The organism is Streptococcus australis (assembly GCF_901543175.1).
Lineage (GTDB): Bacteria > Bacillota > Bacilli > Lactobacillales > Streptococcaceae > Streptococcus > Streptococcus australis_A.
In genome coordinates, this window is sequence record NZ_LR594040.1 from 1,506,763 (window position 1) to 1,525,987 (window position 19,225).

A 19,225-nucleotide genomic window follows, 5' to 3' on the forward strand; every position below is an offset into this window, starting at 1 on the left:
TGGGCACGAGTGGACTCGAACCACCGACCTCACGCTTATCAGGCGTGCGCTCTAACCACCTGAGCTACGCGCCCAAGTCAAAAACTTGGTAATTTGAACAAAGTTCAAAGCGGGTGACGAGAATCGAACTCGCGACAACAGCTTGGAAGGCTGTAGTTTTACCACTAAACTACACCCGCATAACTATTATAAAATGGCGCGAGACGGAATCGAACCGCCGACACATGGAGCTTCAATCCATTGCTCTACCAACTGAGCTACCGAGCCAAATTGCGGGAGCAGGATTTGAACCTACGACCTTCGGGTTATGAGCCCGACGAGCTACCGAGCTGCTCCATCCCGCGTTAACAATAAAAAGGAGGATGTGGGATTCGAACCCACGCACGCTTTTACACGCCTGACGGTTTTCAAGACCGTTCCCTTCAGCCAGACTTGGGTAATCCTCCAAAATATACAATGGACCTTGTAGGACTTGAACCTACGACCACTCGGTTATGAGCCGAGAGCTCTAACCAGCTGAGCTAAAGGTCCAACAAGATCTTTATAGCGGCGAAGGGGATCGAACCCCCGACCTCCCGGGTATGAACCGGACGCTCTAGCCAGCTGAGCTACACCGCCATCAATCGGGAAGACAGGATTCGAACCTGCGACACCTTGGTCCCAAACCAAGTACTCTACCAAGCTGAGCTACTTCCCGAGTTAAATAGAAAAAATGCACCCTAGAGGAGTCGAACCTCTAACCGCCTGATTCGTAGTCAGGTACTCTATCCAGTTGAGCTAAGGGTGCCCATTATTATATGCCGAGGACCGGGATCGAACCGGTACGATCGTTTCCAATCGCAGGATTTTAAGTCCTGTGCGTCTGCCAGTTCCGCCACCCCGGCCTCTCTAAGCGAACGACGGGATTCGAACCCGCGACCCCCACCTTGGCAAGGTGGTGTTCTACCACTGAACTACGTTCGCATCGACCTCTTCTAGTTTTAATGCCGGCTACATGACTTGAACACGCGACCCTCTGATTACAAATCAGATGCTCTACCAACTGAGCTAAGCCGGCTGATTCCTATTATGCGGGTTAAGGGACTTGAACCCCCACGCCGTTAAGCGCCAGATCCTAAATCTGGTGCGTCTGCCAATTCCGCCAAACCCGCTAATATGACCCGTACTGGGCTCGAACCAGTGACCCATTGATTAAAAGTCAATTGCTCTACCAACTGAGCTAACGAGTCTAAAATAACTTCCGTTATCTTACGGTCCCGACGGGAATCGAACCCGCGATCTTCGCCGTGACAGGGCGACGTGATAACCGCTACACTACGGGACCTATGGGAGTTAACGGGATCGAACCGCTGACCCTCTGCTTGTAAGGCAGATGCTCTCCCAGCTGAGCTAAACTCCCAAAAAGGAAGTCTCTAAACTTCCTATTCTGCTAAGCGACTTCCATATCTCACAGGGGGCAACCCCCAACTACTTCCGGCGTTCTAGGGCTTAACTGCTGTGTTCGGCATGGGTACAGGTGTATCTCCTAGGCTATCGTCACTTAACTCTGAGTAATACCTACTCAAAATTGAATATCTATCAAATTACAAGTAAACCTCGCGCTTCGTATCCTCAGTTACTTTGGATAAGTCCTCGAGCTATTAGTATTAGTCCGCTACATGTGTCGCCACACTTCCACTTCTAACCTATCTACCTGATCATCTCTCAGGGCTCTTACTGATATAAAATCATGGGAAATCTCATCTTGAGGTGGGTTTCACACTTAGATGCTTTCAGCGTTTATCCCGTCCCTACATAGCTACCCAGCGATGCCTTTGGCAAGACAACTGGTACACCAGCGGTAAGTCCACTCTGGTCCTCTCGTACTAGGAGCAGATCCTCTCAAATTTCCTACGCCCGCGACGGATAGGGACCGAACTGTCTCACGACGTTCTGAACCCAGCTCGCGTGCCGCTTTAATGGGCGAACAGCCCAACCCTTGGGACCGACTACAGCCCCAGGATGCGACGAGCCGACATCGAGGTGCCAAACCTCCCCGTCGATGTGAACTCTTGGGGGAGATAAGCCTGTTATCCCCAGGGTAGCTTTTATCCGTTGAGCGATGGCCCTTCCATACGGAACCACCGGATCACTAAGCCCGACTTTCGTCCCTGCTCGAGTTGTAGCTCTCGCAGTCAAGCTCCCTTATACCTTTACACTCTGCGAATGATTTCCAACCATTCTGAGGGAACCTTTGGGCGCCTCCGTTACCTTTTAGGAGGCGACCGCCCCAGTCAAACTGCCCGTCAGACACTGTCTCCGATAGGGATAACCTATCTGGGTTAGAGTGGCCATAACACAAGGGTAGTATCCCAACAACGTCTCCTTCGAAACTGGCGTCCCGAAATCATAGACTCCTACCTATCCTGTACATGTGGTACAGACACTCAATATCAAACTGCAGTAAAGCTCCATGGGGTCTTTCCGTCCTGTCGCGGGTAACCTGCATCTTCACAGGTACTAAAATTTCACCGAGTCTCTCGTTGAGACAGTGCCCAAATCATTACGCCTTTCGTGCGGGTCGGAACTTACCCGACAAGGAATTTCGCTACCTTAGGACCGTTATAGTTACGGCCGCCGTTTACTGGGGCTTCAATTCATACCTTCGGATTACTCCTAAGCACTCCTCTTAACCTTCCAGCACCGGGCAGGCGTCACCCCCTATACATCATCTTACGATTTAGCAGAGAGCTGTGTTTTTGATAAACAGTTGCTTGGGCCTATTCACTGCGGCTGACATAAGTCAGCACCCCTTCTCCCGAAGTTACGGGGTCATTTTGCCGAGTTCCTTAACGAGAGTTCTCTCGCTCACCTGAGGCTACTCGCCTCGACTACCTGTGTCGGTTTGCGGTACGGGTAGAGTATGTTTAAACGCTAGAAGCTTTTCTTGGCAGTGTGACGTCACTAACTTCGCTACTAAACTTCGCTCCCCATCACAGCTCAATGTTACAGATATAAGCATTTGACTCATATCACACCTCACTGCTTAGACAGACTCTTCCAATCGTCTGCTTTAGTTAGCCTACTGCGTCCCTCCATCACTACATACTCTAGTACAGGAATATCAACCTGTTGTCCATCGGATACACCTTTCGGTCTCTCCTTAGGTCCCGACTAACCCAGGGCGGACGAGCCTTCCCCTGGAAACCTTAGTCTTACGGTGGACAGGATTCTCACCTGTCTTTCGCTACTCATACCGGCATTCTCACTTCTATGCGTTCCAGCACTCCTCACGGTATACCTTCATCACACATAGAACGCTCTCCTACCATACCTATAAAGGTATCCACAGCTTCGGTAAATTGTTTTAGCCCCGGTACATTTTCGGCGCAGGGTCACTCGACTAGTGAGCTATTACGCACTCTTTGAATGAATAGCTGCTTCTAAGCTAACATCCTAGTTGTCTGTGCAACCCCACATCCTTTTCCACTTAACAATTATTTTGGGACCTTAGCTGGTGGTCTGGGCTGTTTCCCTTTCGACTACGGATCTTAGCACTCGCAGTCTGACTGCCGACCATAATTCTTTGGCATTCGGAGTTTATCTGAGATTGGTAATCCGGGATGGACCCCTCACCCAAACAGTGCTCTACCTCCAAGAATCTCAATGTCGACGCTAGCCCTAAAGCTATTTCGGAGAGAACCAGCTATCTCCAAGTTCGTTTGGAATTTCTCCGCTACCCACAAGTCATCCAAGCACTTTTCAACGTGCCCTGGTTCGGTCCTCCAGTGCGTCTTACCGCACCTTCAACCTGCTCATGGGTAGGTCACATGGTTTCGGGTCTACGTCATGATACTAAGTCGCCCTATTCAGACTCGGTTTCCCTACGGCTCCGTCTCTTCAACTTAACCTCGCATCATAACGTAACTCGCCGGTTCATTCTACAAAAGGCACGCTCTCACCCATTAACGGGCTCGAACTTGTTGTAGGCACACGGTTTCAGGTTCTATTTCACTCCCCTCCCGGGGTGCTTTTCACCTTTCCCTCACGGTACTGGTTCACTATCGGTCACTAGGGAGTATTTAGGGTTGGGAGATGGTCCTCCCAGATTCCGACGGGATTTCACGTGTCCCGCCGTACTCAGGATACTGCTAGGTACAAAGACTATTTTAAATACGAGGCTATTACTCTCTTTGGCTGATCTTCCCAAATCATTCTTCTATAATCTTTGAGTCCACATTGCAGTCCTACAACCCCGAAGAGTAAACTCTTCGGTTTGCCCTCCTGCCGTTTCGCTCGCCGCTACTAAGGCAATCGCTTTTGCTTTCTCTTCCTGCAGCTACTTAGATGTTTCAGTTCACTGCGTCTTCCTCCTCACATCCTTAACAGATGTAGGTAACAGGTAGTACCTGTTGGGTTCCCCCATTCGGAAATCCCTGGATCATCGCTTACTTACAGCTACCCAAGGCATATCGTCGTTTGTCACGTCCTTCTTCGGCTCCTAGTGCCAAGGCATCCACCGTGCGCCCTTATTAACTTAACCTTATTAACCTAATTTTTTCAAAAATTAGAAAACTCATTAAATACTTACAGCGTTTCGGTTTATTTTCTTGTTACTATTTGATATAGATATTCAATTTTCAATGTGCATTACTTGGTGATCTCTCACCAATGGAGCCTAGCGGGATCGAACCGCTGACCTCCTGCGTGCAAAGCAGGCGCTCTCCCAGCTGAGCTAAGGCCCCACAAGACCTCTCAAGACTAAACAAGACCAATGTGCAGTTCCTTATCCTTAGAAAGGAGGTGATCCAGCCGCACCTTCCGATACGGCTACCTTGTTACGACTTCACCCCAATCATCTATCCCACCTTAGGCGGCTGGCTCCTAAAAGGTTACCTCACCGACTTCGGGTGTTACAAACTCTCGTGGTGTGACGGGCGGTGTGTACAAGGCCCGGGAACGTATTCACCGCGGCGTGCTGATCCGCGATTACTAGCGATTCCGACTTCATGTAGGCGAGTTGCAGCCTACAATCCGAACTGAGATTGGCTTTAAGAGATTAGCTTGCCGTCACCGGCTTGCGACTCGTTGTACCAACCATTGTAGCACGTGTGTAGCCCAGGTCATAAGGGGCATGATGATTTGACGTCATCCCCACCTTCCTCCGGTTTATTACCGGCAGTCTCGCTAGAGTGCCCAACTGAATGATGGCAACTAACAATAGGGGTTGCGCTCGTTGCGGGACTTAACCCAACATCTCACGACACGAGCTGACGACAACCATGCACCACCTGTCACCTCTGTCCCGAAGGAAAACTCTATCTCTAGAGCGGTCAGAGGGATGTCAAGACCTGGTAAGGTTCTTCGCGTTGCTTCGAATTAAACCACATGCTCCACCGCTTGTGCGGGCCCCCGTCAATTCCTTTGAGTTTCAACCTTGCGGTCGTACTCCCCAGGCGGAGTGCTTAATGCGTTAGCTGCGGCACTAAACCCCGGAAAGGGTCTAACACCTAGCACTCATCGTTTACGGCGTGGACTACCAGGGTATCTAATCCTGTTTGCTCCCCACGCTTTCGAGCCTCAGCGTCAGTTACAAGCCAGAGAGCCGCTTTCGCCACCGGTGTTCCTCCATATATCTACGCATTTCACCGCTACACATGGAATTCCACTCTCCCCTCTTGCACTCAAGTTAAACAGTTTCCAAAGCGTACTATGGTTAAGCCACAGCCTTTAACTTCAGACTTATCTAACCGCCTGCGCTCGCTTTACGCCCAATAAATCCGGACAACGCTCGGGACCTACGTATTACCGCGGCTGCTGGCACGTAGTTAGCCGTCCCTTTCTGGTAAGATACCGTCACAGTGTGAACTTTCCACTCTCACACTCGTTCTTCTCTTACAACAGAGCTTTACGATCCGAAAACCTTCTTCACTCACGCGGCGTTGCTCGGTCAGACTTCCGTCCATTGCCGAAGATTCCCTACTGCTGCCTCCCGTAGGAGTCTGGGCCGTGTCTCAGTCCCAGTGTGGCCGATCACCCTCTCAGGTCGGCTATGTATCGTCGCCTTGGTGAGCCGTTACCCCACCAACTAGCTAATACAACGCAGGTCCATCTGGTAGTGGTGCAGTTGCACCTTTTAACATCTTACCATGCAGTAAAATGTCTTATGCGGTATTAGCTATCGTTTCCAATAGTTATCCCCCGCTACCAGGCAGGTTACCTACGCGTTACTCACCCGTTCGCAACTCATCCGCTCGGTGCAAGCACCAAGCTTCAGCGTTCTACTTGCATGTATTAGGCACGCCGCCAGCGTTCGTCCTGAGCCAGGATCAAACTCTCATTAAAAGTTTGAGTTCTCACTCATTTCTGTCACTGACAGATTTATTGTTTTTTTTCATTGTTCAGTACTACAACCTTAGTTGTAGTGCCCTGCACATTGGTTCGTCTTGTTCAGTTTTCAAAGGTCTTTGTCACTCTTTCTCTCAAGCGACAACTATATTAGTATATCACAGCTGTTCACCGATGTCAACACTTTTTTGAAACTTTTTTTACTTTTTTCATCCCTGCGATATACCCATAGTCCGTACGGGATTCGAACCCGTGTTACCGCCGTGAAAAGGCGGTGTCTTAACCCCTTGACCAACGGACCTTGAGCTTTTCAACTCTTTCTATTATACCTACTTTTCCTACTTTGTCAAGGACTTTTTGAAATTAGCTTTATTTTTTATTTTCGCACCTATATTTTTTGAAGAGGTTATTCTAAACATTACTATTATAGTTTTTTAATCTCCCACAAAGAACTTACAAGTTTTTTCGTTTCACCAGCTTCACAACTGCTTCAGTTCTTGCGGTGTGGGGAAACATATCAACTGACTGAATGTAGTGAAGATCGTATACCTTTACAAGTTTCACCAAGTCTCGCGCTAATGTCGAAACATTACAAGATACATAGACCATTTTTTCAGGTACATAGGTTAGGATGGTATCTAATAACTTGTCGTCTAAACCCGTCCGAGGAGGGTCAACTATCAGTGCATCCGCCCTATAACCCTCTTGATACCAGCGGGGAATAATCTCTTCAGCTGTACCAGCCTCGTAATGGGTATTGTCAAATCCCATTTTTTGCGCATTTCGCTTGGCATCTTCAATGGCTTCTGGAATAATATCCATCCCTCTGAGACTCTTGACCTTCTTCGCGAATGCGAAACCAATTGTCCCGACTCCACAATAAGCATCAATCAAATGATCCTCTTTGCTAACATCCAGAGCCTTGACTGCTTCTCTATAGAGAATTTCTGTCTGCTCAGGATTGAGTTGATAGAAGGCTCGCGGGGAAAGAGAAAACTCGTAGTCGAGTACTCCTTCTTGAATACTCTCCTGGCCCCAGATAATTTCCGTCTTTTCACCATAGATTTCACTTGTTTTTGCTGTATTTGTATTGACCGCGACTGTGACGACTTCTGGAAAATCCTTGACTAGGTCTTTGACTAGTTGATTTAAATTAATCTGGCGATTTGTGACGATGATAATCTGGACTTGTCCAGTTTTTCTCGCTCGACGTACCATGATGGTGCGGACACCTAGCGTTTTTCTCTCATCGGTGATGGGGATTTGATGGTAAGTGAGAAGCTCAGCTAGGCGATTCGCGATCACTTGGGTTTCCTTATCTTGCACCAAGCAGTCTTTCAACTCGACAAGGTAATGAGAGTTTTGTGCATACAAACCTGCCTTGACCTGACTTTTAAATTTTCGAGTCTGAAATTGCAACTTAGCACGGTAGTACTTTGGTTCCTGCATTCCGATAGTTGGACGAATTTCATAGTTTTCATATCCTTCTGGGGCGAATTTCTTCAGAGCTTGATAAAGTAAGTCTGTTTTAAACTCTAACTGTTTATCATAGTGAAGGTGCATGATTTGGCAACCACCACATTCATTATAAATCGTACATGCTGGTACAACTCGAAACTTGGACTTTTTATTTACTTTGAGTAATTTTGCTTCAACAAAGTTGCGTTTAATAGAAGTAACCTGACAATAGATATCTTCTCCCTTGAGGGCTCCTGGCACAAAAACGAGGGTTTTCTGATAAAAACCAATACCTTCCCCGTTTATCCCCATGCGCTTGATTTTTAATGGAATTTTTTGTTTGACTTTAAGACTCATAAGTCTATTATACCACGTAGTTTCTCAATGGTTAAGAATATGTTACAATAAAACCATGAATACAAAGACATCTTATTTTTCCCCATTGGATTTCCCTGAGCAATTACGAACTTATATAGAGGGAGCAACCCTTTCTGACAGCTCTTCTCATTCAGGCGCAACGGTTCTCTATCTTGATTCAGGTTACTATTTGAAAATTGATCAAAAGGGAAGATTAGAGCGAGAAGCTAGAATTGCAAGTTGGTTTGAACAAGAGGGAATAGGAACTCCAGTCATCCACTATCTATCTACGGATAAAGACTACCTCCTGACTAAAGAGGCTATTGGTCATGATGCTCTCGCTTTTTTAGACCAGCCAGAGACAATCTGTCAAACCATGGCAGAGGCTCTCAAAAAGCTTCACAGCTTATATTCGAAAAATTTTCCATCAGAAAATCATTTACAAACCTATAAAGACAGAGCCTTGAAAAACTATGAAAAAGGCGAGTTCTATGCCAAGGCGCTCCTACCACAATTTCAGATTAACAGTCGCGAAGAGGCTTTTCGACTCATTCAAGAGCAAGGACACCTTTTAGAAACAAATGCCTTTATTCACGGGGACGCCTGTCTACCAAACATTATTCTAAAAGATGCTGACCACTTCTCTTGCTTTATTGACCTTGGCTTAGCTGATTTCAGTGACCGACATATCGATCTCTTTTGGGCAGTTTGGTCCCTCAACTATAATCTACATAACCCTAAATATGCTGAACTATTTCTTGACTATTACGGAAGAGAACAGGTTGATATAAATAAACTTCGACTAGTTGCTGCCTTTGAAGCGTTTGGATAAAAGGAAAACCATGAAAATCACAAAACTTGAAAAGAAAAAACGACTCTATCTGATGGAGCTTGATAATGACGAAAAATGCTATATCACCGAAGACACGATTGTTCGTTTTATGTTATCAAGAGATAAGATGATAAGCGAAGAAAAATTAAAAGAGATTCAGGACTTTGCACAATTCTCCTATGGAAAGAATCTAGCCCTCTACCACTTATCCTTCAAGGCTCGTACTGAAAAGGAAGTGCGAGAGTATCTGAAAAAGTATGATATTGAAGATACAATCGCTAGTCAAGTTATCGCTAACCTTAAAGAGGATAACTTGATTAATGATCATCAGTATGCCTACTCTATCATCAATGCTAATCAACTTTCAGGAGACAAGGGCCCTTATGTACTGACTCAGAAATTAGCTCAAAAGGGGATTGCTAAATCAACCATCGAAGATGTGTCAAAGGATTTTGATTTTACAGAAGTTGCTCAACGTGTAGCTGAGAAACTGCTTAAAAAATACACCGGAAAACTTCCAGCTCGTGCCTTGCAAGATAAAATCATTCAAAACTTGACTAACAAAGGATTCTCCTATTCTGATGCTAAAAGTGCCTTTGAGGACTTGGACAGTCAAGTCGACCAAGAAACGACTCAAAAACTCATTTTTAAAGAACTAGACAAACAATATCCGAAATACGCTCGTAAGTATGAAGGATACGAACTTAAACAGCGTTTAACCCAATTTTTAGCTCGAAAAGGCTATGATTTTTCGGATATAGCCAGCGCTCTCAGAGAATATCTTTAATATTTTCGTGTAAAATTCAAAAAAATTAGACCGATTTATGATATAATAGTAAACGATAAACTTATAAATTGTAGAAAGTTGGTTAGTTATGAAACTTCCAAAAGAAGGCGACTTTATTACAATTCAAAGTTATAAGCATGATGGGAGTCTTCACCGCACTTGGCGGGACACCATGGTACTAAAAACAACAGAGAACGCCATTATCGGCGTCAACGACCACACACTTGTTACCGAAAGTGACGGTCGTCGTTGGGTGACTCGAGAACCGGCTATTGTTTACTTTCACAAAAAATATTGGTTTAATATCATAGCTATGATTCGCGATAATGGAATTTCCTACTATTGCAATATGGCTAGCCCCTACTATCTAGATGAGGAAGCACTGAAATACATTGATTATGATTTGGATGTCAAGGTCTTCACTGATGGTGAAAAGCGTCTCTTGGACGTTGAAGAGTATGAGCGCCATAAACGCAAAATGAAGTATTCTGATGATTTAGACTATATTTTGAAAGAGCATGTTAAAATCCTTGTTGATTGGATTAACAATGGACGCGGTCCTTTCTCAGAGGCCTATGTCAACATTTGGTACAAACGCTACATAGAACTAAAGAATCGGTAAAGTTGTCAAACTGGGGTGAAAGCCCTGGTTTTTTTATTTGAAAAACCCAGCTTTACAGCTGGGTTGGTTTCTATATATCTAATTTAGTAACAGTAAACTTGATGTGGGAATAGTCTTTTTCAACATCCTTATCCAACAAGAAAGCCGTGGCATCCTTCTTAACCTGAACAAGATCAATGTTCTGGGCTTGAGCTGCATAGACACATCCACAATAACATTGACGATAAATATCATACTCCTCGCACATCTCCACCGAACGCTTGTAGCCTTGATTTTTCTTGAAATCACTTGGAAGATAGTGGGTCGTATAAATCTTTTGCACATCAATTCCGATGCTATTGATGGTTTGAGAATTCTTATGGGGACTGATGGTCAAGGCTGAACCAAAATAGTCAAAGCCCAAGTCCATAGCCACTTGCGCTGTTTTGTCCAGACGGTAATCAAAACAAACCTTGCAACGGTCGCCACCTTCAGGTTCTTCTTCCAGTCCTCTGACTAACTGACGGTATTCATTTGGTTCGTAGGGAGCTTCAAGGTACTGAACCGTATTGCCTGTTCGCTCATTAAAATCACTGACAAATTTTTGGGTGACATAAGCCCGCTTGTGGTATTCTGCCTTAGGATGAATATTGGAATTGGCAAAATAGATGGTCACATCTGCATACTTTGTTAGATACTCGAGGGTGTAGGTACTACAAGGAGCACAGCAAACATGCATGAGAATAGTTGGACGTTGCTCATTTTTTTCCCAAACCTGAACCATTTTCTGCATGACACGGTCATAATTAATCTTCTGATTGGGATTCATCTTGCTCAGAATTTCTTCTACATCGATCATGTTCTTCTCCTTCTTCTAGTCTTATTTTATCATATAAGTTAGGAGAGCTCAAATCTATTTTATAAAAAGGAAGCGATAAAAGGAGGGATGCTCATTCCCTCCTTTTGTGTTTTTTATGAATTGCTTAGTATAAACTGCTTACATCATTCCACCCATCATGCTTGGATCCATGGCTGGAGCTGGGGCTACTGGTTCTGGTTTATTGGCTACGACTGCTTCTGTTGTCAAAATCAAGCTGGCTACAGATGCTGCATTTTGAAGGGCAGAACGACTAACCTTAACTGGATCGATGATTCCTTGATCAATCATATTAACCCACTCACCAGTTGCTGCGTTGAAGCCTGTACCAAGCTCAGCATTCTTCAAGCGATCGATGACGATAGACCCTTCAAATCCTGCATTGTGGGCGATTTGACGAACAGGTTCTTCCAAGGCGCGGAGAACGATACTACGTCCTGTTGCTTCATCACCTGTCAATTCCAAGGCAGCAACAGCTGGAATCACATTGACAAGAGCAGCTCCACCACCTGCAACAATTCCTTCCTCCACTGCAGCTCGAGTAGCGTTGAGGGCATCTTCAATGCGGAGTTTCATTTCTTTCAACTCAGTTTCAGTTGCAGCACCGACCTTGATAACTGCGACACCACCTGACAATTTCGCCAAGCGTTCTTGGAGTTTTTCACGGTCAAATTCAGAAGTTGTGGTTTCAATTTGAGACTTGATAACAGCAACTCGGTGGGAAATCGCTTCAGGGTTACCCGCACCTTCTACAATAACCGTACTGTCTTTGTCAACAGTCACTCTAGCAGCTTGACCAAGAGCCTCAATCGTCGCGTCTTTCAACTCAAGACCAAGATCTTCAGTGATAACTGTTCCACCTGTTAAGATGGCAATGTCTTCCAGCATAGCCTTACGACGGTCACCAAAACCAGGAGCCTTAACTGCTACCACATTGAAGGTTCCACGAATCTTGTTTAATACAAGAGTTGGAAGAGCCTCACCATCCACATCATCTGCAATAATCAAGAGTGGACGATTGCTTTGAAGAATGCTTTCTAGGAGTGGCAAGATTTCTTGGATATTGGAAATCTTCTTGTCTGTAATCAAGATGTATGGATTTTCAAGGTCAGCCACCATCTTTTCGCTATCTGTCACCATGTACTGTGAAAGGTAACCACGGTCGAACTGCATACCTTCCACAACTTCAAGTTCTGTTTCCATCCCACGTGACTCTTCAATGGTGATGACACCGTCTTTACCAACTTTTTCCATGGCTTCAGAGATGTATTCACCGACTTTTTCAGAACGAGAAGATACGGCAGCAACCTGAGCAATAGCTTCTTTATTGGCAACTGGGATGGCATTGTTTTTCAAGGCTTCTACAGCTGCGGCAACCGCTGCTTCAATTCCCCGACGAATACCGATTGGATTGGCACCTGCTGTGACGTTTTTGATTCCTTCACGGACGATGGCTTGGGTCAAGACAGTTGCAGTTGTCGTTCCGTCACCTGCGATATCATTGGTTTTCGAAGCGACTTCTGATACCAACTTGGCACCCATATTTTCAAAATGGTCTTCCAACTCGATTTCTTTAGCAATGGTTACACCGTCATTGGTGATGAGTGGTGAGCCAAATGATTTTTCCAACACAACGTTACGACCTTTTGGTCCCAAGGTTACTTTAACAGTATCTGCAAGGATATCGACACCACGAACCATAGCTGAACGGGCATCTGATGAAAATTTAATTTCTTTTGACATACTTACTTTCTCCTTCTATTCTTCAATGATAGCTAAGATGTTAGCTTCTCCTACGATGATATACTTTTCATCGCCATCTTTGACATCAATACCAGCGTGGGCTTCAACTAAGACACGGTCTCCAGCCTTAACGCTTGGAGCAACCAAGTCACCATTCAAGGTACGAACACCTTGTCCAGTAGCTACAACACGAGCTGTTTTTGTTTTTTCTTGGGCTGAGCCTGCAAGGACAAAGCCTCCAACAGTTTGTTCTTTTTCTTCGATTTTCAAGACCACACGGTCTCCTAATGGTTTCAACATTTGCTTTCCTCCATGATGAAATACATATTATTAGCACTCTTTATATCTGAGTGCTAAATCATAGTTCTATTGTATCACTTGGTCAGAAATAGTCAAGAAAAAAGTCTGAATTTCTCAAGATAAAAAGCCTGAGATTGACTCAGGCTTTTCAATGTCTAAAATGGCAATTCTTCCTCTTCCAAAACCAAATCCGCTAAGTCTTGGCCTGCCTTATTTTCACGCATGGCGCGTTGAGCGCGACTTTCCAAGAGTTGGAATCCTGTCACGAGAACCTCGGTCACATAGTTAGTCTGACCATTTTTCTCAAAGCGACGGGTACGAAGTTCTCCATCCACAGAGATAAGACTACCTTTAGTTGCGTAGCTTGCCAAGGTTTCAGCCAATTTCCCCCAAAAAACCAAATTGACAAAGTCGGCTTCGCGTTCCCCATTTTGGTCTTTGTAACGACGATTCACAGCAATCGTTGCGCGCGCTACCGACTTGTCATTATTGGTTTTGTGCAATTCTGGTGTAGACGTCAAGCGCCCGATTAAGATAACTTTATTATACATTTTTCATCCTCCTACCTATCTATTCGCAGGAAATCAAAAAAAGTTACAGAAATTTGTAACTTTTCGAGGAATTTTTTACTTTTTATGAACCATAAATCCAGTCGCCTGTTGATTGGCCATAATGGTCATATCTGTAATCTGCACACGGCGAGGTTGACTGGTCACATAGACTACTGTGTCTGCAATATCCTGAGCTTGCAAGGCTTCGATTCCCTGATAGACTGCCTCAGCTCGCTCTTTGTCGCCATGAAAACGTACTGTAGAAAAATCTGTTTCGACGATCCCCGGTTGAATGGTTGTCACCTTGATGTCTGTTGCGATAGTATCGATTCGAAGCCCATCTGAAAAAGTCTTGACGGCAGCCTTGGTGGCTGAATAGACCGCCGCACCCGCATAGGCGTAGATTCCTGCAGTTGACCCCATATTGATGATATGACCTTGATTATCTTTTACCATCGCTGGTAAGAAACAGCGAGTAACCGCCATCAACCCCTTAACATTGGTATCCAACATAGTTAGCATATCCAGTTCTTCATAGTCTTGATAGGGAGACAAGCCAAGAGCCAGCCCGGCGTTATTGACCAAGATATCAATCTGCCCTATCGTTTCTAAAATATCTGCACAGACAGTCTTTACCATGACCATATCCGTCACATCCAGCGGAAAAGTCCAAACTGTTTGATTTGGAAAAGTTTCTGCAAACTCCGACTTGAGGGCTTCTAGTTTATCTGTCCGTCGTCCAGTAAGAATGACATTCTCACCCTGCTCCAGATAAGCACGCGCAATCGCTTCACCGATTCCTGAGGTCGCTCCTGTAATCACAACATTTTTTGCCATCTTATTTCCTTCTATCTGGTGTATCAGATACTGACAACTTCCTAGGCAGTCCAGTGTTTAGCTGGGTCGAATGGGGTTCCGACAACTTGGTCTTCTGATAATTCAATAACCCCACGTTTCTGCGGAGCATTTAGCAAATGCAATTCACGAGGGCTGCACATCATACCAAAACTCTTTTCACCACGAAGTTCGCCTGGGAAAATGAGATTTCCTTTTGGCATCATAGCTCCCGGAAGAGCTACAATAGTTTTCAAACCGACACGCGCATTAGGAGCCCCTGCAACAATTTGCACCGTCTTGTCACTGGCGACTGCAACTTGGCAGATATTAAGGTGGTCACTATCTGGATGAGCTACCATGTCGACAATCTCACCGACAACGAACTTAGGTCCCTTATCATTAACAATCTCTTCTGTAAAGCCTTCTGCCTGCAACTCTTGGTTCAAACGCTCTACTTGCTCATCTGATAAAAAGACTTGACCGCACTCGGCAATTTCAAATAAACTTGAAACTTCAAAAATATTCCAAGCCACTGTTTCTCCATTTTCTTTGAGGAAAACACGGGCTACCTTGCCTTTACGTTCCACGTCCAGTTTGGCATCTCCGCTGTTTTTCACGATGACCATAAGGACATCGCCGACATGTTCTTTGTTATATGTAAAAATCATTGTTTCCTTTTTCTCCTATTTCAGTCCTGTTAAAAAGTCGTTGATTTGCTCCTTGCTTTTACGGTCACGATTGACAAAACGACCGATTTCCTTGTCTTTTTCTAGCACAACAAGGCTAGGAATCCCGTAAACATCCCAGAGTTTAGCCAGATCCATGTACTGGTCTCGGTCCACTCGAATAAAAGTAAATTCAGGATTTTCCGCCTCTATCTCGGGCAAGGCAGGATAGATATAACGACAATCTCCACACCAGTCTGCCACAAAAAGGAAGACCTTCTTGCCATCTTGCTCGACAAAACCTGCGAGTTCTTCTATACTATCGGGAGTAATCATAAGACTTCCTCCTCATAGACCAGATCTTCATTTTCATAGACAAAGGTATAGTGACGACCATCCTCGAAAATGACTCCTCCGACAAGTCGCTCTAGACTACTTTCGTAAACTTGAACATAGAGAGTCGCAATCTCTCCCATATCTGAGAAAAGATCCCGCACGATAGCGGTTAACTCCTCTTGACTCTTCATGAGTTTGTGATTATCTGCTGCTTTTTTGGCACCCAAAGCAAGGGCACTTAGACCAGCCACAGTCAAGCCAGTCATCCATAATTTCTTAGCTTTCATACCTTTCATTGTAACACAAAAAGGGTTTTAGGACAAATGAGGAAATATGGATTAGGGCAAGTAAAAAGCCCCTTCCCTTAGTAAGAGGAAAAGGACTTCTCATTCTTATTGCCAAGCACCTGAGTTGCCGACATAATAGCCATCAGGTGTGTCGGTATTGCGAAGCATTTTACCAGATGAGTCTAAGTAGTACCACTTGCCTTGGATTTGATCCAAGCATTGTTCTTCATGGCACTTTCCTCCTTTGTTCACACACCATAAAGTGGATACTACAAAACTCAGTAAATGTCCTGAACCACCGTGCGGTTTCCTTCAAGTGAAATGACTTTCTTTTCAAACTGTAAATCAGGCATGCAAGCAGCCAAATCCTTTTCAATTTCTTCTAACGCTTCTAAACGCATCTCGACAGAAGTGTCTTCATTCCCTTGAATGATGAAAATAGCATTTTTTGTATCTTCATCAAATTTGTAATGTTCACTATCGCGAACATCCAGCCAAGCTAGAACTCCATTTTCATCCCGATAGACATAGTCCGTCTGTGCAACGTGCTTCTCCGTTGACAAGATAGGTAGGAAAATGTCCTCCCTTTGACTAACAGAAAACTCTATCTGCCCTCCAATCTTATCCAAATCATGCCCTCCAATCGCCAGCAAAGAAGAAAGCGCCTCTACATTGTAGATATCGATGATACTATTGATGTGAGGAAGGGAACCACGATGCTGGATATTGCGAATGAGGGCGACCACCGTCGGTGGATTTTTCTTGACGCTACGCCCGACTCGCTGGAGCAGTTTCCTGTAACCTTGGACAACAGGAGACTCTTGAACTTCCTTTACATCACACTCTAGCGCCCATTTCTCCCTCTCCTCTTTCTTTTTCAGAAAAGCAAGAGGCAAATCAGCGTGAGGATCCACGTTTTTAGCAATACCCATCACGACATTCTTGATCCCCAAGTCATACAAACTTTTATCTAAACGAAACTCCATCGGCAGGCACCTCCTTTAAAAAATGCTCAACTTTCTACTTTTATTTTACACCTTCTAGCCCCTGATTTCAAAGAAATCATCAACTCTCTCCCGACAAATAAAAAGAGAAGACCAAACTGATCTCCTCTGTGAGGCTTCTTATACTTCGTCACTCGTTTCAGCGTCATCGTCTGAAAACTCGTCGTCTTCTTCATTGAGTTCTACATCTTCACCCAAGTCATCGGGGGCGATTTCGTTGATTTCTGCATCGTAAGCTTCCACTTCATTTTTCTCATCATCTGGATTTTCATCATCGTATGAAAGAGCTGGGTCTGCTTCGTATGCATCTTCGTCTTCTGGATCATCTGCATTGTAGTCAATAGCATCTGAATCACCATCCATGAAGGCATTGACACGTTTTTTCTTAGCTTTTGGTGCTACTTCATCGTCGTCACTTTCTTCAAGAGCGATGATTTCTTCATCGATTTCGTCCACACCATACCATGAACGAAGACCCCATTTGTTGTCTCCAAGAGAGATGAAGCTACCGTCAAAGTTCAACTCTGTGTAGAACAAAGGCAAGGCTTCGCGGATATCGCTGTTTGATGTTCCAAGGTAGTTTTGAATTTCGTTTACAAGATCGCTAAAATGCATCTCGTGATCGCGACCACGAAGTTCCAAGATAGCACGCGCTACCTCAATCATAGATAGTTCACTTTTTTCTTGCCCAGCAAATACTTCTAATTCCAAAGCGTTTCTCCTCATTTTTACTACTATCGCCAGAGTGAACAGACTCTGACCTCATTTTATCATGTACTCTTTATTGTACGATAATTTTGCGGAATAGTCAAAGGTTAAGAAAAAATAAAGGTGAAATATTTCAGCTAATTGAAAGACCTGTGTAACATGACCACAGGTCTATTGATTTATTTATGACTCAAGGATGTAGCTCCAATGCCAACCATAAACTGCAAGAGGATTCCTACAGAGATAAAAGATTATTTATTGCGTCAAATCAAGTAAAAAGATCATTTCAGGTCCTGCCAGTAACTTCGTTTTCTTTCCTTTATTTCATTTTCCCTAGAATAGTGAAAAATCCTTCTCTTGTTAATGAGTTTCATAAGAAAAAGGCTGGAGAATCCAACCTTCTCTATTTATTCGGCTAAGAGAACTTCTTTAATCGTTTGTTTTTTGAGTTTTCTGTTGGATAGATAAAAGAGGATTTCATAAACCACAGTAAAGCCGATCAAAGTCCAAAAGCAAACGTTCCAATCAAAATTATGCTCAATCTTTTCAGGTACTGTGTCTTTGATCACACCGATCAAAATTTCCGTGATGCCGTATTGATAAGCCGTTCCAAGAACAAACCCTAGATAAGCCCAGAAGCGATAGGGAGCGAGAATATGACTTTGGCATTCACGATTGGTGTAGCCAAAGGCCTTCATCAAGGCCAAGGTTTCGCGACTTTCTGAGACGACAATCCCCAATGACAAAAAGAGAATAGAGAAAGAAAGGATCAAGCCAATCATAATCATCATGGTTTGGATGATGTCATCTGTGTAGTCCCTTAGGCCAAAGGACAATTGAACCATGGCCGCGAAGCACATGGAGCCAAAGACCACAAAAAACAAGATCAATTTTCTCCCCCAAATCAGCGACGAAGATAGCTCTTTTAGGAAGGATTGCTCTTTCGTGGCAGCACTCTTTCTCCTTTTGACCTTGATTGGTGTTGGGGATTTTTTCAATAAGCGAAGGGCTGGCGTTTGTAGTTGTCTTCTAGCATAGCCAACCGCAAGAACCATAAAGAAGGTTGTGGGTAGCATCACCAAAGCAACTAAGAGCTGCCAATGAAAATGAATGGTGATTTCTGGCAAAATCCCCTTCTCATTGCGAAAGTCATAAAAATGTCCCATCATGAGAAAAGAAGCAAAATAACCAAGAAGCGCTCCGACTCCAAAACTGAGTCCAAAAGCCCAAAATCGTTTAGCTAACTGGCCATTGCTATAGCCCAAGGCCTTTAAAATTCCTAATTGTTCCTTGTGGTCATCGACAAATTGTTTGATATAAAAACACATGAGGAGGATCGACGTCAAGGACAAGACAACCCCACTAACCATGGACACCATCCAGGAAAGCGAAACCTGGGCATCATAGTAGGTCTGAATCATGGGATTGGTTTTAGAAATCTCCAGCTGCTCGATATCAAGATAAAAATTCAAGAAGAGATTGGCTACAAAGACGGCACAGGCCCCAATGATACTGACGACAACTAATTTTCGAATATCTTTTACTGAAAACATGG

The 19,225-nt window shown here is 44.4% G+C and carries 16 protein-coding genes, 18 tRNA genes and 3 rRNA genes; 3 read left to right on the top strand and 34 right to left on the bottom strand.

The features are described 5' to 3' along the window. The 22 genes from FGK98_RS07700 to rlmD all read right to left on the bottom strand — a co-directional run bounded on the left by FGK98_RS07700 (position 1) and on the right by rlmD (position 8,142). Positions 1 to 74: transfer RNA gene (locus tag FGK98_RS07700), tRNA-Ile, on the bottom strand. Between the two features lie 34 nt (positions 75 to 108). After that, positions 109 to 179 (bottom strand) — tRNA-Gly (locus FGK98_RS07705). A 15-nt stretch (positions 180 to 194) separates the two neighbouring features. Further along, positions 195 to 267, bottom strand: a tRNA-Phe gene (locus tag FGK98_RS07710). 3 nt (positions 268 to 270) lie between these two features. Then, positions 271 to 344 (bottom strand) — tRNA-Met (locus tag FGK98_RS07715). A gap of 12 nt (positions 345 to 356) precedes the next feature. After that, positions 357 to 446 (bottom strand) — tRNA-Ser (locus FGK98_RS07720). Between the two features lie 11 nt (positions 447 to 457). Further along, positions 458 to 531, bottom strand: a tRNA-Ile gene (locus FGK98_RS07725). A gap of 13 nt (positions 532 to 544) precedes the next feature. Then, positions 545 to 618 (bottom strand) — tRNA-Met (locus tag FGK98_RS07730). A 5-nt stretch (positions 619 to 623) separates the two neighbouring features. Then, positions 624 to 697: transfer RNA gene (locus FGK98_RS07735), tRNA-Pro, on the bottom strand. 16 nt (positions 698 to 713) lie between these two features. Beyond that, positions 714 to 787: transfer RNA gene (locus FGK98_RS07740), tRNA-Arg, on the bottom strand. A gap of 11 nt (positions 788 to 798) precedes the next feature. Next, positions 799 to 884: transfer RNA gene (locus tag FGK98_RS07745), tRNA-Leu, on the bottom strand. A 7-nt stretch (positions 885 to 891) separates the two neighbouring features. Next, a tRNA-Gly gene (locus FGK98_RS07750) sits at positions 892 to 963 on the bottom strand. A gap of 21 nt (positions 964 to 984) precedes the next feature. Beyond that, positions 985 to 1,057, bottom strand: a tRNA-Thr gene (locus FGK98_RS07755). A gap of 12 nt (positions 1,058 to 1,069) precedes the next feature. Beyond that, positions 1,070 to 1,151, bottom strand: a tRNA-Leu gene (locus tag FGK98_RS07760). A gap of 5 nt (positions 1,152 to 1,156) precedes the next feature. Further along, positions 1,157 to 1,229, bottom strand: a tRNA-Lys gene (locus tag FGK98_RS07765). A 22-nt stretch (positions 1,230 to 1,251) separates the two neighbouring features. Continuing rightward, positions 1,252 to 1,324: transfer RNA gene (locus tag FGK98_RS07770), tRNA-Asp, on the bottom strand. A gap of 2 nt (positions 1,325 to 1,326) precedes the next feature. Continuing rightward, positions 1,327 to 1,399, bottom strand: a tRNA-Val gene (locus FGK98_RS07775). A gap of 29 nt (positions 1,400 to 1,428) precedes the next feature. Beyond that, positions 1,429 to 1,544: ribosomal RNA gene (gene rrf, locus FGK98_RS07780) — 5S ribosomal RNA — on the bottom strand. 76 nt (positions 1,545 to 1,620) lie between these two features. Next, positions 1,621 to 4,522, bottom strand: a 23S ribosomal RNA gene (locus tag FGK98_RS07785). 129 nt (positions 4,523 to 4,651) lie between these two features. After that, positions 4,652 to 4,724: transfer RNA gene (locus tag FGK98_RS07790), tRNA-Ala, on the bottom strand. Positions 4,725 to 4,775: 51 nt separating this feature from the next. Further along, a 16S ribosomal RNA gene (locus FGK98_RS07795) occupies positions 4,776 to 6,324 on the bottom strand. The 16S, 23S and 5S rRNA genes sit together here with 18 tRNA genes alongside, the layout of an rRNA operon. Before the next feature lie 232 nt (positions 6,325 to 6,556). Further along, positions 6,557 to 6,628 (bottom strand) — tRNA-Glu (locus FGK98_RS07805). 152 nt (positions 6,629 to 6,780) lie between these two features. After that, a complete protein-coding gene (gene rlmD, locus FGK98_RS07810; protein WP_138100716.1) occupies positions 6,781 to 8,142 on the bottom strand; it encodes a 23S rRNA (uracil(1939)-C(5))-methyltransferase RlmD in 1,362 nt (453 codons plus the stop codon). A 55-nt stretch (positions 8,143 to 8,197) separates the two neighbouring features. Here rlmD and FGK98_RS07815 point away from each other — a divergent pair, with 55 nt between their 5' ends. The 3 genes from FGK98_RS07815 (at position 8,198) to ntdP (ending at position 10,383) form a co-directional block, all read left to right on the top strand. Continuing rightward, positions 8,198 to 8,974 (top strand): aminoglycoside 3'-phosphotransferase, encoded by a 777-nt coding sequence (locus FGK98_RS07815; protein WP_138100717.1) that lies wholly within the window; start codon positions 8,198 to 8,200, stop codon positions 8,972 to 8,974. Between the two features lie 10 nt (positions 8,975 to 8,984). Then, positions 8,985 to 9,761, top strand: coding sequence for a recombination regulator RecX (gene recX / locus FGK98_RS07820; protein WP_138100718.1), 777 nt, complete (start codon positions 8,985 to 8,987; stop codon positions 9,759 to 9,761). Between the two features lie 88 nt (positions 9,762 to 9,849). Beyond that, the gene (gene ntdP / locus FGK98_RS07825) at positions 9,850 to 10,383 is read left to right on the top strand and encodes a nucleoside tri-diphosphate phosphatase (RefSeq protein WP_000775318.1); all 534 of its coding nucleotides are present in this window, start codon (positions 9,850 to 9,852) and stop codon (positions 10,381 to 10,383) included. 70 nt (positions 10,384 to 10,453) lie between these two features. Here the strand turns inward: ntdP and FGK98_RS07830 are convergent, their stop codons facing one another. The 12 genes from FGK98_RS07830 to FGK98_RS07890 form a co-directional block, all read right to left on the bottom strand. After that, on the bottom strand, positions 10,454 to 11,221 hold the full coding sequence (locus FGK98_RS07830) for an epoxyqueuosine reductase QueH (RefSeq protein WP_138100719.1): 768 nt from the start codon (positions 11,219 to 11,221) through the stop codon (positions 10,454 to 10,456). Positions 11,222 to 11,359: 138 nt separating this feature from the next. Continuing rightward, positions 11,360 to 12,982: a chaperonin GroEL gene (gene groL / locus FGK98_RS07835; RefSeq protein ID WP_138100720.1), complete on the bottom strand. Its 1,623-nt coding sequence runs from the start codon at positions 12,980 to 12,982 to the stop codon at positions 11,360 to 11,362. Between the two features lie 15 nt (positions 12,983 to 12,997). Next, on the bottom strand, positions 12,998 to 13,282 hold the full coding sequence (groES, locus tag FGK98_RS07840) for a co-chaperone GroES (RefSeq protein WP_009730535.1): 285 nt from the start codon (positions 13,280 to 13,282) through the stop codon (positions 12,998 to 13,000). A 155-nt stretch (positions 13,283 to 13,437) separates the two neighbouring features. Beyond that, positions 13,438 to 13,833 (bottom strand): single-stranded DNA-binding protein, encoded by a 396-nt coding sequence (locus FGK98_RS07845; protein ID WP_138100721.1) that lies wholly within the window; start codon positions 13,831 to 13,833, stop codon positions 13,438 to 13,440. A 75-nt stretch (positions 13,834 to 13,908) separates the two neighbouring features. Further along, complete coding sequence (locus FGK98_RS07850) at positions 13,909 to 14,670, bottom strand: SDR family NAD(P)-dependent oxidoreductase (protein WP_138100722.1); 762 nt, start codon at positions 14,668 to 14,670, stop codon at positions 13,909 to 13,911. 41 nt (positions 14,671 to 14,711) lie between these two features. Continuing rightward, positions 14,712 to 15,338 carry a YtpR family tRNA-binding protein gene (ytpR, locus tag FGK98_RS07855; RefSeq protein WP_138100723.1) on the bottom strand — a complete coding sequence of 209 codons (627 nt, stop codon included), beginning with the start codon at positions 15,336 to 15,338 and terminating at the stop codon, positions 14,712 to 14,714. 15 nt (positions 15,339 to 15,353) lie between these two features. Then, on the bottom strand, positions 15,354 to 15,671 hold the full coding sequence (locus FGK98_RS07860; protein ID WP_138100724.1) for a thioredoxin family protein: 318 nt from the start codon (positions 15,669 to 15,671) through the stop codon (positions 15,354 to 15,356). Then, the gene (locus FGK98_RS07865; protein WP_138100725.1) at positions 15,668 to 15,967 is read right to left on the bottom strand and encodes a DUF4651 domain-containing protein; all 300 of its coding nucleotides are present in this window, start codon (positions 15,965 to 15,967) and stop codon (positions 15,668 to 15,670) included. Before FGK98_RS07865 ends, FGK98_RS07860 begins: the two co-directional genes overlap by 4 nt. A 96-nt stretch (positions 15,968 to 16,063) precedes the next feature. Beyond that, complete coding sequence (locus tag FGK98_RS07870) at positions 16,064 to 16,174, bottom strand: choline-binding protein A (RefSeq protein WP_455164706.1); 111 nt, start codon at positions 16,172 to 16,174, stop codon at positions 16,064 to 16,066. 62 nt (positions 16,175 to 16,236) lie between these two features. After that, the gene (locus tag FGK98_RS07875) at positions 16,237 to 16,944 is read right to left on the bottom strand and encodes a B3/B4 domain-containing protein (protein ID WP_138100726.1); all 708 of its coding nucleotides are present in this window, start codon (positions 16,942 to 16,944) and stop codon (positions 16,237 to 16,239) included. A 138-nt stretch (positions 16,945 to 17,082) separates the two neighbouring features. Continuing rightward, complete coding sequence (rpoE, locus tag FGK98_RS07880) at positions 17,083 to 17,673, bottom strand: DNA-directed RNA polymerase subunit delta (RefSeq protein ID WP_000418419.1); 591 nt, start codon at positions 17,671 to 17,673, stop codon at positions 17,083 to 17,085. A 404-nt stretch (positions 17,674 to 18,077) separates the two neighbouring features. Next, positions 18,078 to 19,223: an FtsX-like permease family protein gene (locus FGK98_RS07890; RefSeq protein WP_138100727.1), complete on the bottom strand. Its 1,146-nt coding sequence runs from the start codon at positions 19,221 to 19,223 to the stop codon at positions 18,078 to 18,080. Positions 19,224 to 19,225: the final 2 nt, after the last annotated feature.

What these genes read in the sequence shown, in the direction of transcription:
- rlmD (WP_138100716.1), bottom strand. Translation starts at nt 8,142, where the DNA reads ATGAGTCTTAAAGTCAAACAAAAAATTCCATTAAAAATCAAGCGCATG.
- FGK98_RS07815 (WP_138100717.1), top strand. Translation starts at nt 8,198, where the DNA reads ATGAATACAAAGACATCTTATTTTTCCCCATTGGATTTCCCTGAGCAA.
- recX (WP_138100718.1), top strand. Translation starts at nt 8,985, where the DNA reads ATGAAAATCACAAAACTTGAAAAGAAAAAACGACTCTATCTGATGGAG.
- ntdP (WP_000775318.1), top strand. Translation starts at nt 9,850, where the DNA reads ATGAAACTTCCAAAAGAAGGCGACTTTATTACAATTCAAAGTTATAAG.
- FGK98_RS07830 (WP_138100719.1), bottom strand. Translation starts at nt 11,221, where the DNA reads ATGATCGATGTAGAAGAAATTCTGAGCAAGATGAATCCCAATCAGAAG.
- groL (WP_138100720.1), bottom strand. Translation starts at nt 12,982, where the DNA reads ATGTCAAAAGAAATTAAATTTTCATCAGATGCCCGTTCAGCTATGGTT.
- groES (WP_009730535.1), bottom strand. Translation starts at nt 13,282, where the DNA reads ATGTTGAAACCATTAGGAGACCGTGTGGTCTTGAAAATCGAAGAAAAA.
- FGK98_RS07845 (WP_138100721.1), bottom strand. Translation starts at nt 13,833, where the DNA reads ATGTATAATAAAGTTATCTTAATCGGGCGCTTGACGTCTACACCAGAA.
- FGK98_RS07850 (WP_138100722.1), bottom strand. Translation starts at nt 14,670, where the DNA reads ATGGCAAAAAATGTTGTGATTACAGGAGCGACCTCAGGAATCGGTGAA.
- ytpR (WP_138100723.1), bottom strand. Translation starts at nt 15,338, where the DNA reads ATGATTTTTACATATAACAAAGAACATGTCGGCGATGTCCTTATGGTC.
- FGK98_RS07860 (WP_138100724.1), bottom strand. Translation starts at nt 15,671, where the DNA reads ATGATTACTCCCGATAGTATAGAAGAACTCGCAGGTTTTGTCGAGCAA.
- FGK98_RS07865 (WP_138100725.1), bottom strand. Translation starts at nt 15,967, where the DNA reads ATGAAAGGTATGAAAGCTAAGAAATTATGGATGACTGGCTTGACTGTG.
- FGK98_RS07875 (WP_138100726.1), bottom strand. Translation starts at nt 16,944, where the DNA reads ATGGAGTTTCGTTTAGATAAAAGTTTGTATGACTTGGGGATCAAGAAT.
- FGK98_RS07890 (WP_138100727.1), bottom strand. Translation starts at nt 19,223, where the DNA reads ATGTTTTCAGTAAAAGATATTCGAAAATTAGTTGTCGTCAGTATCATT.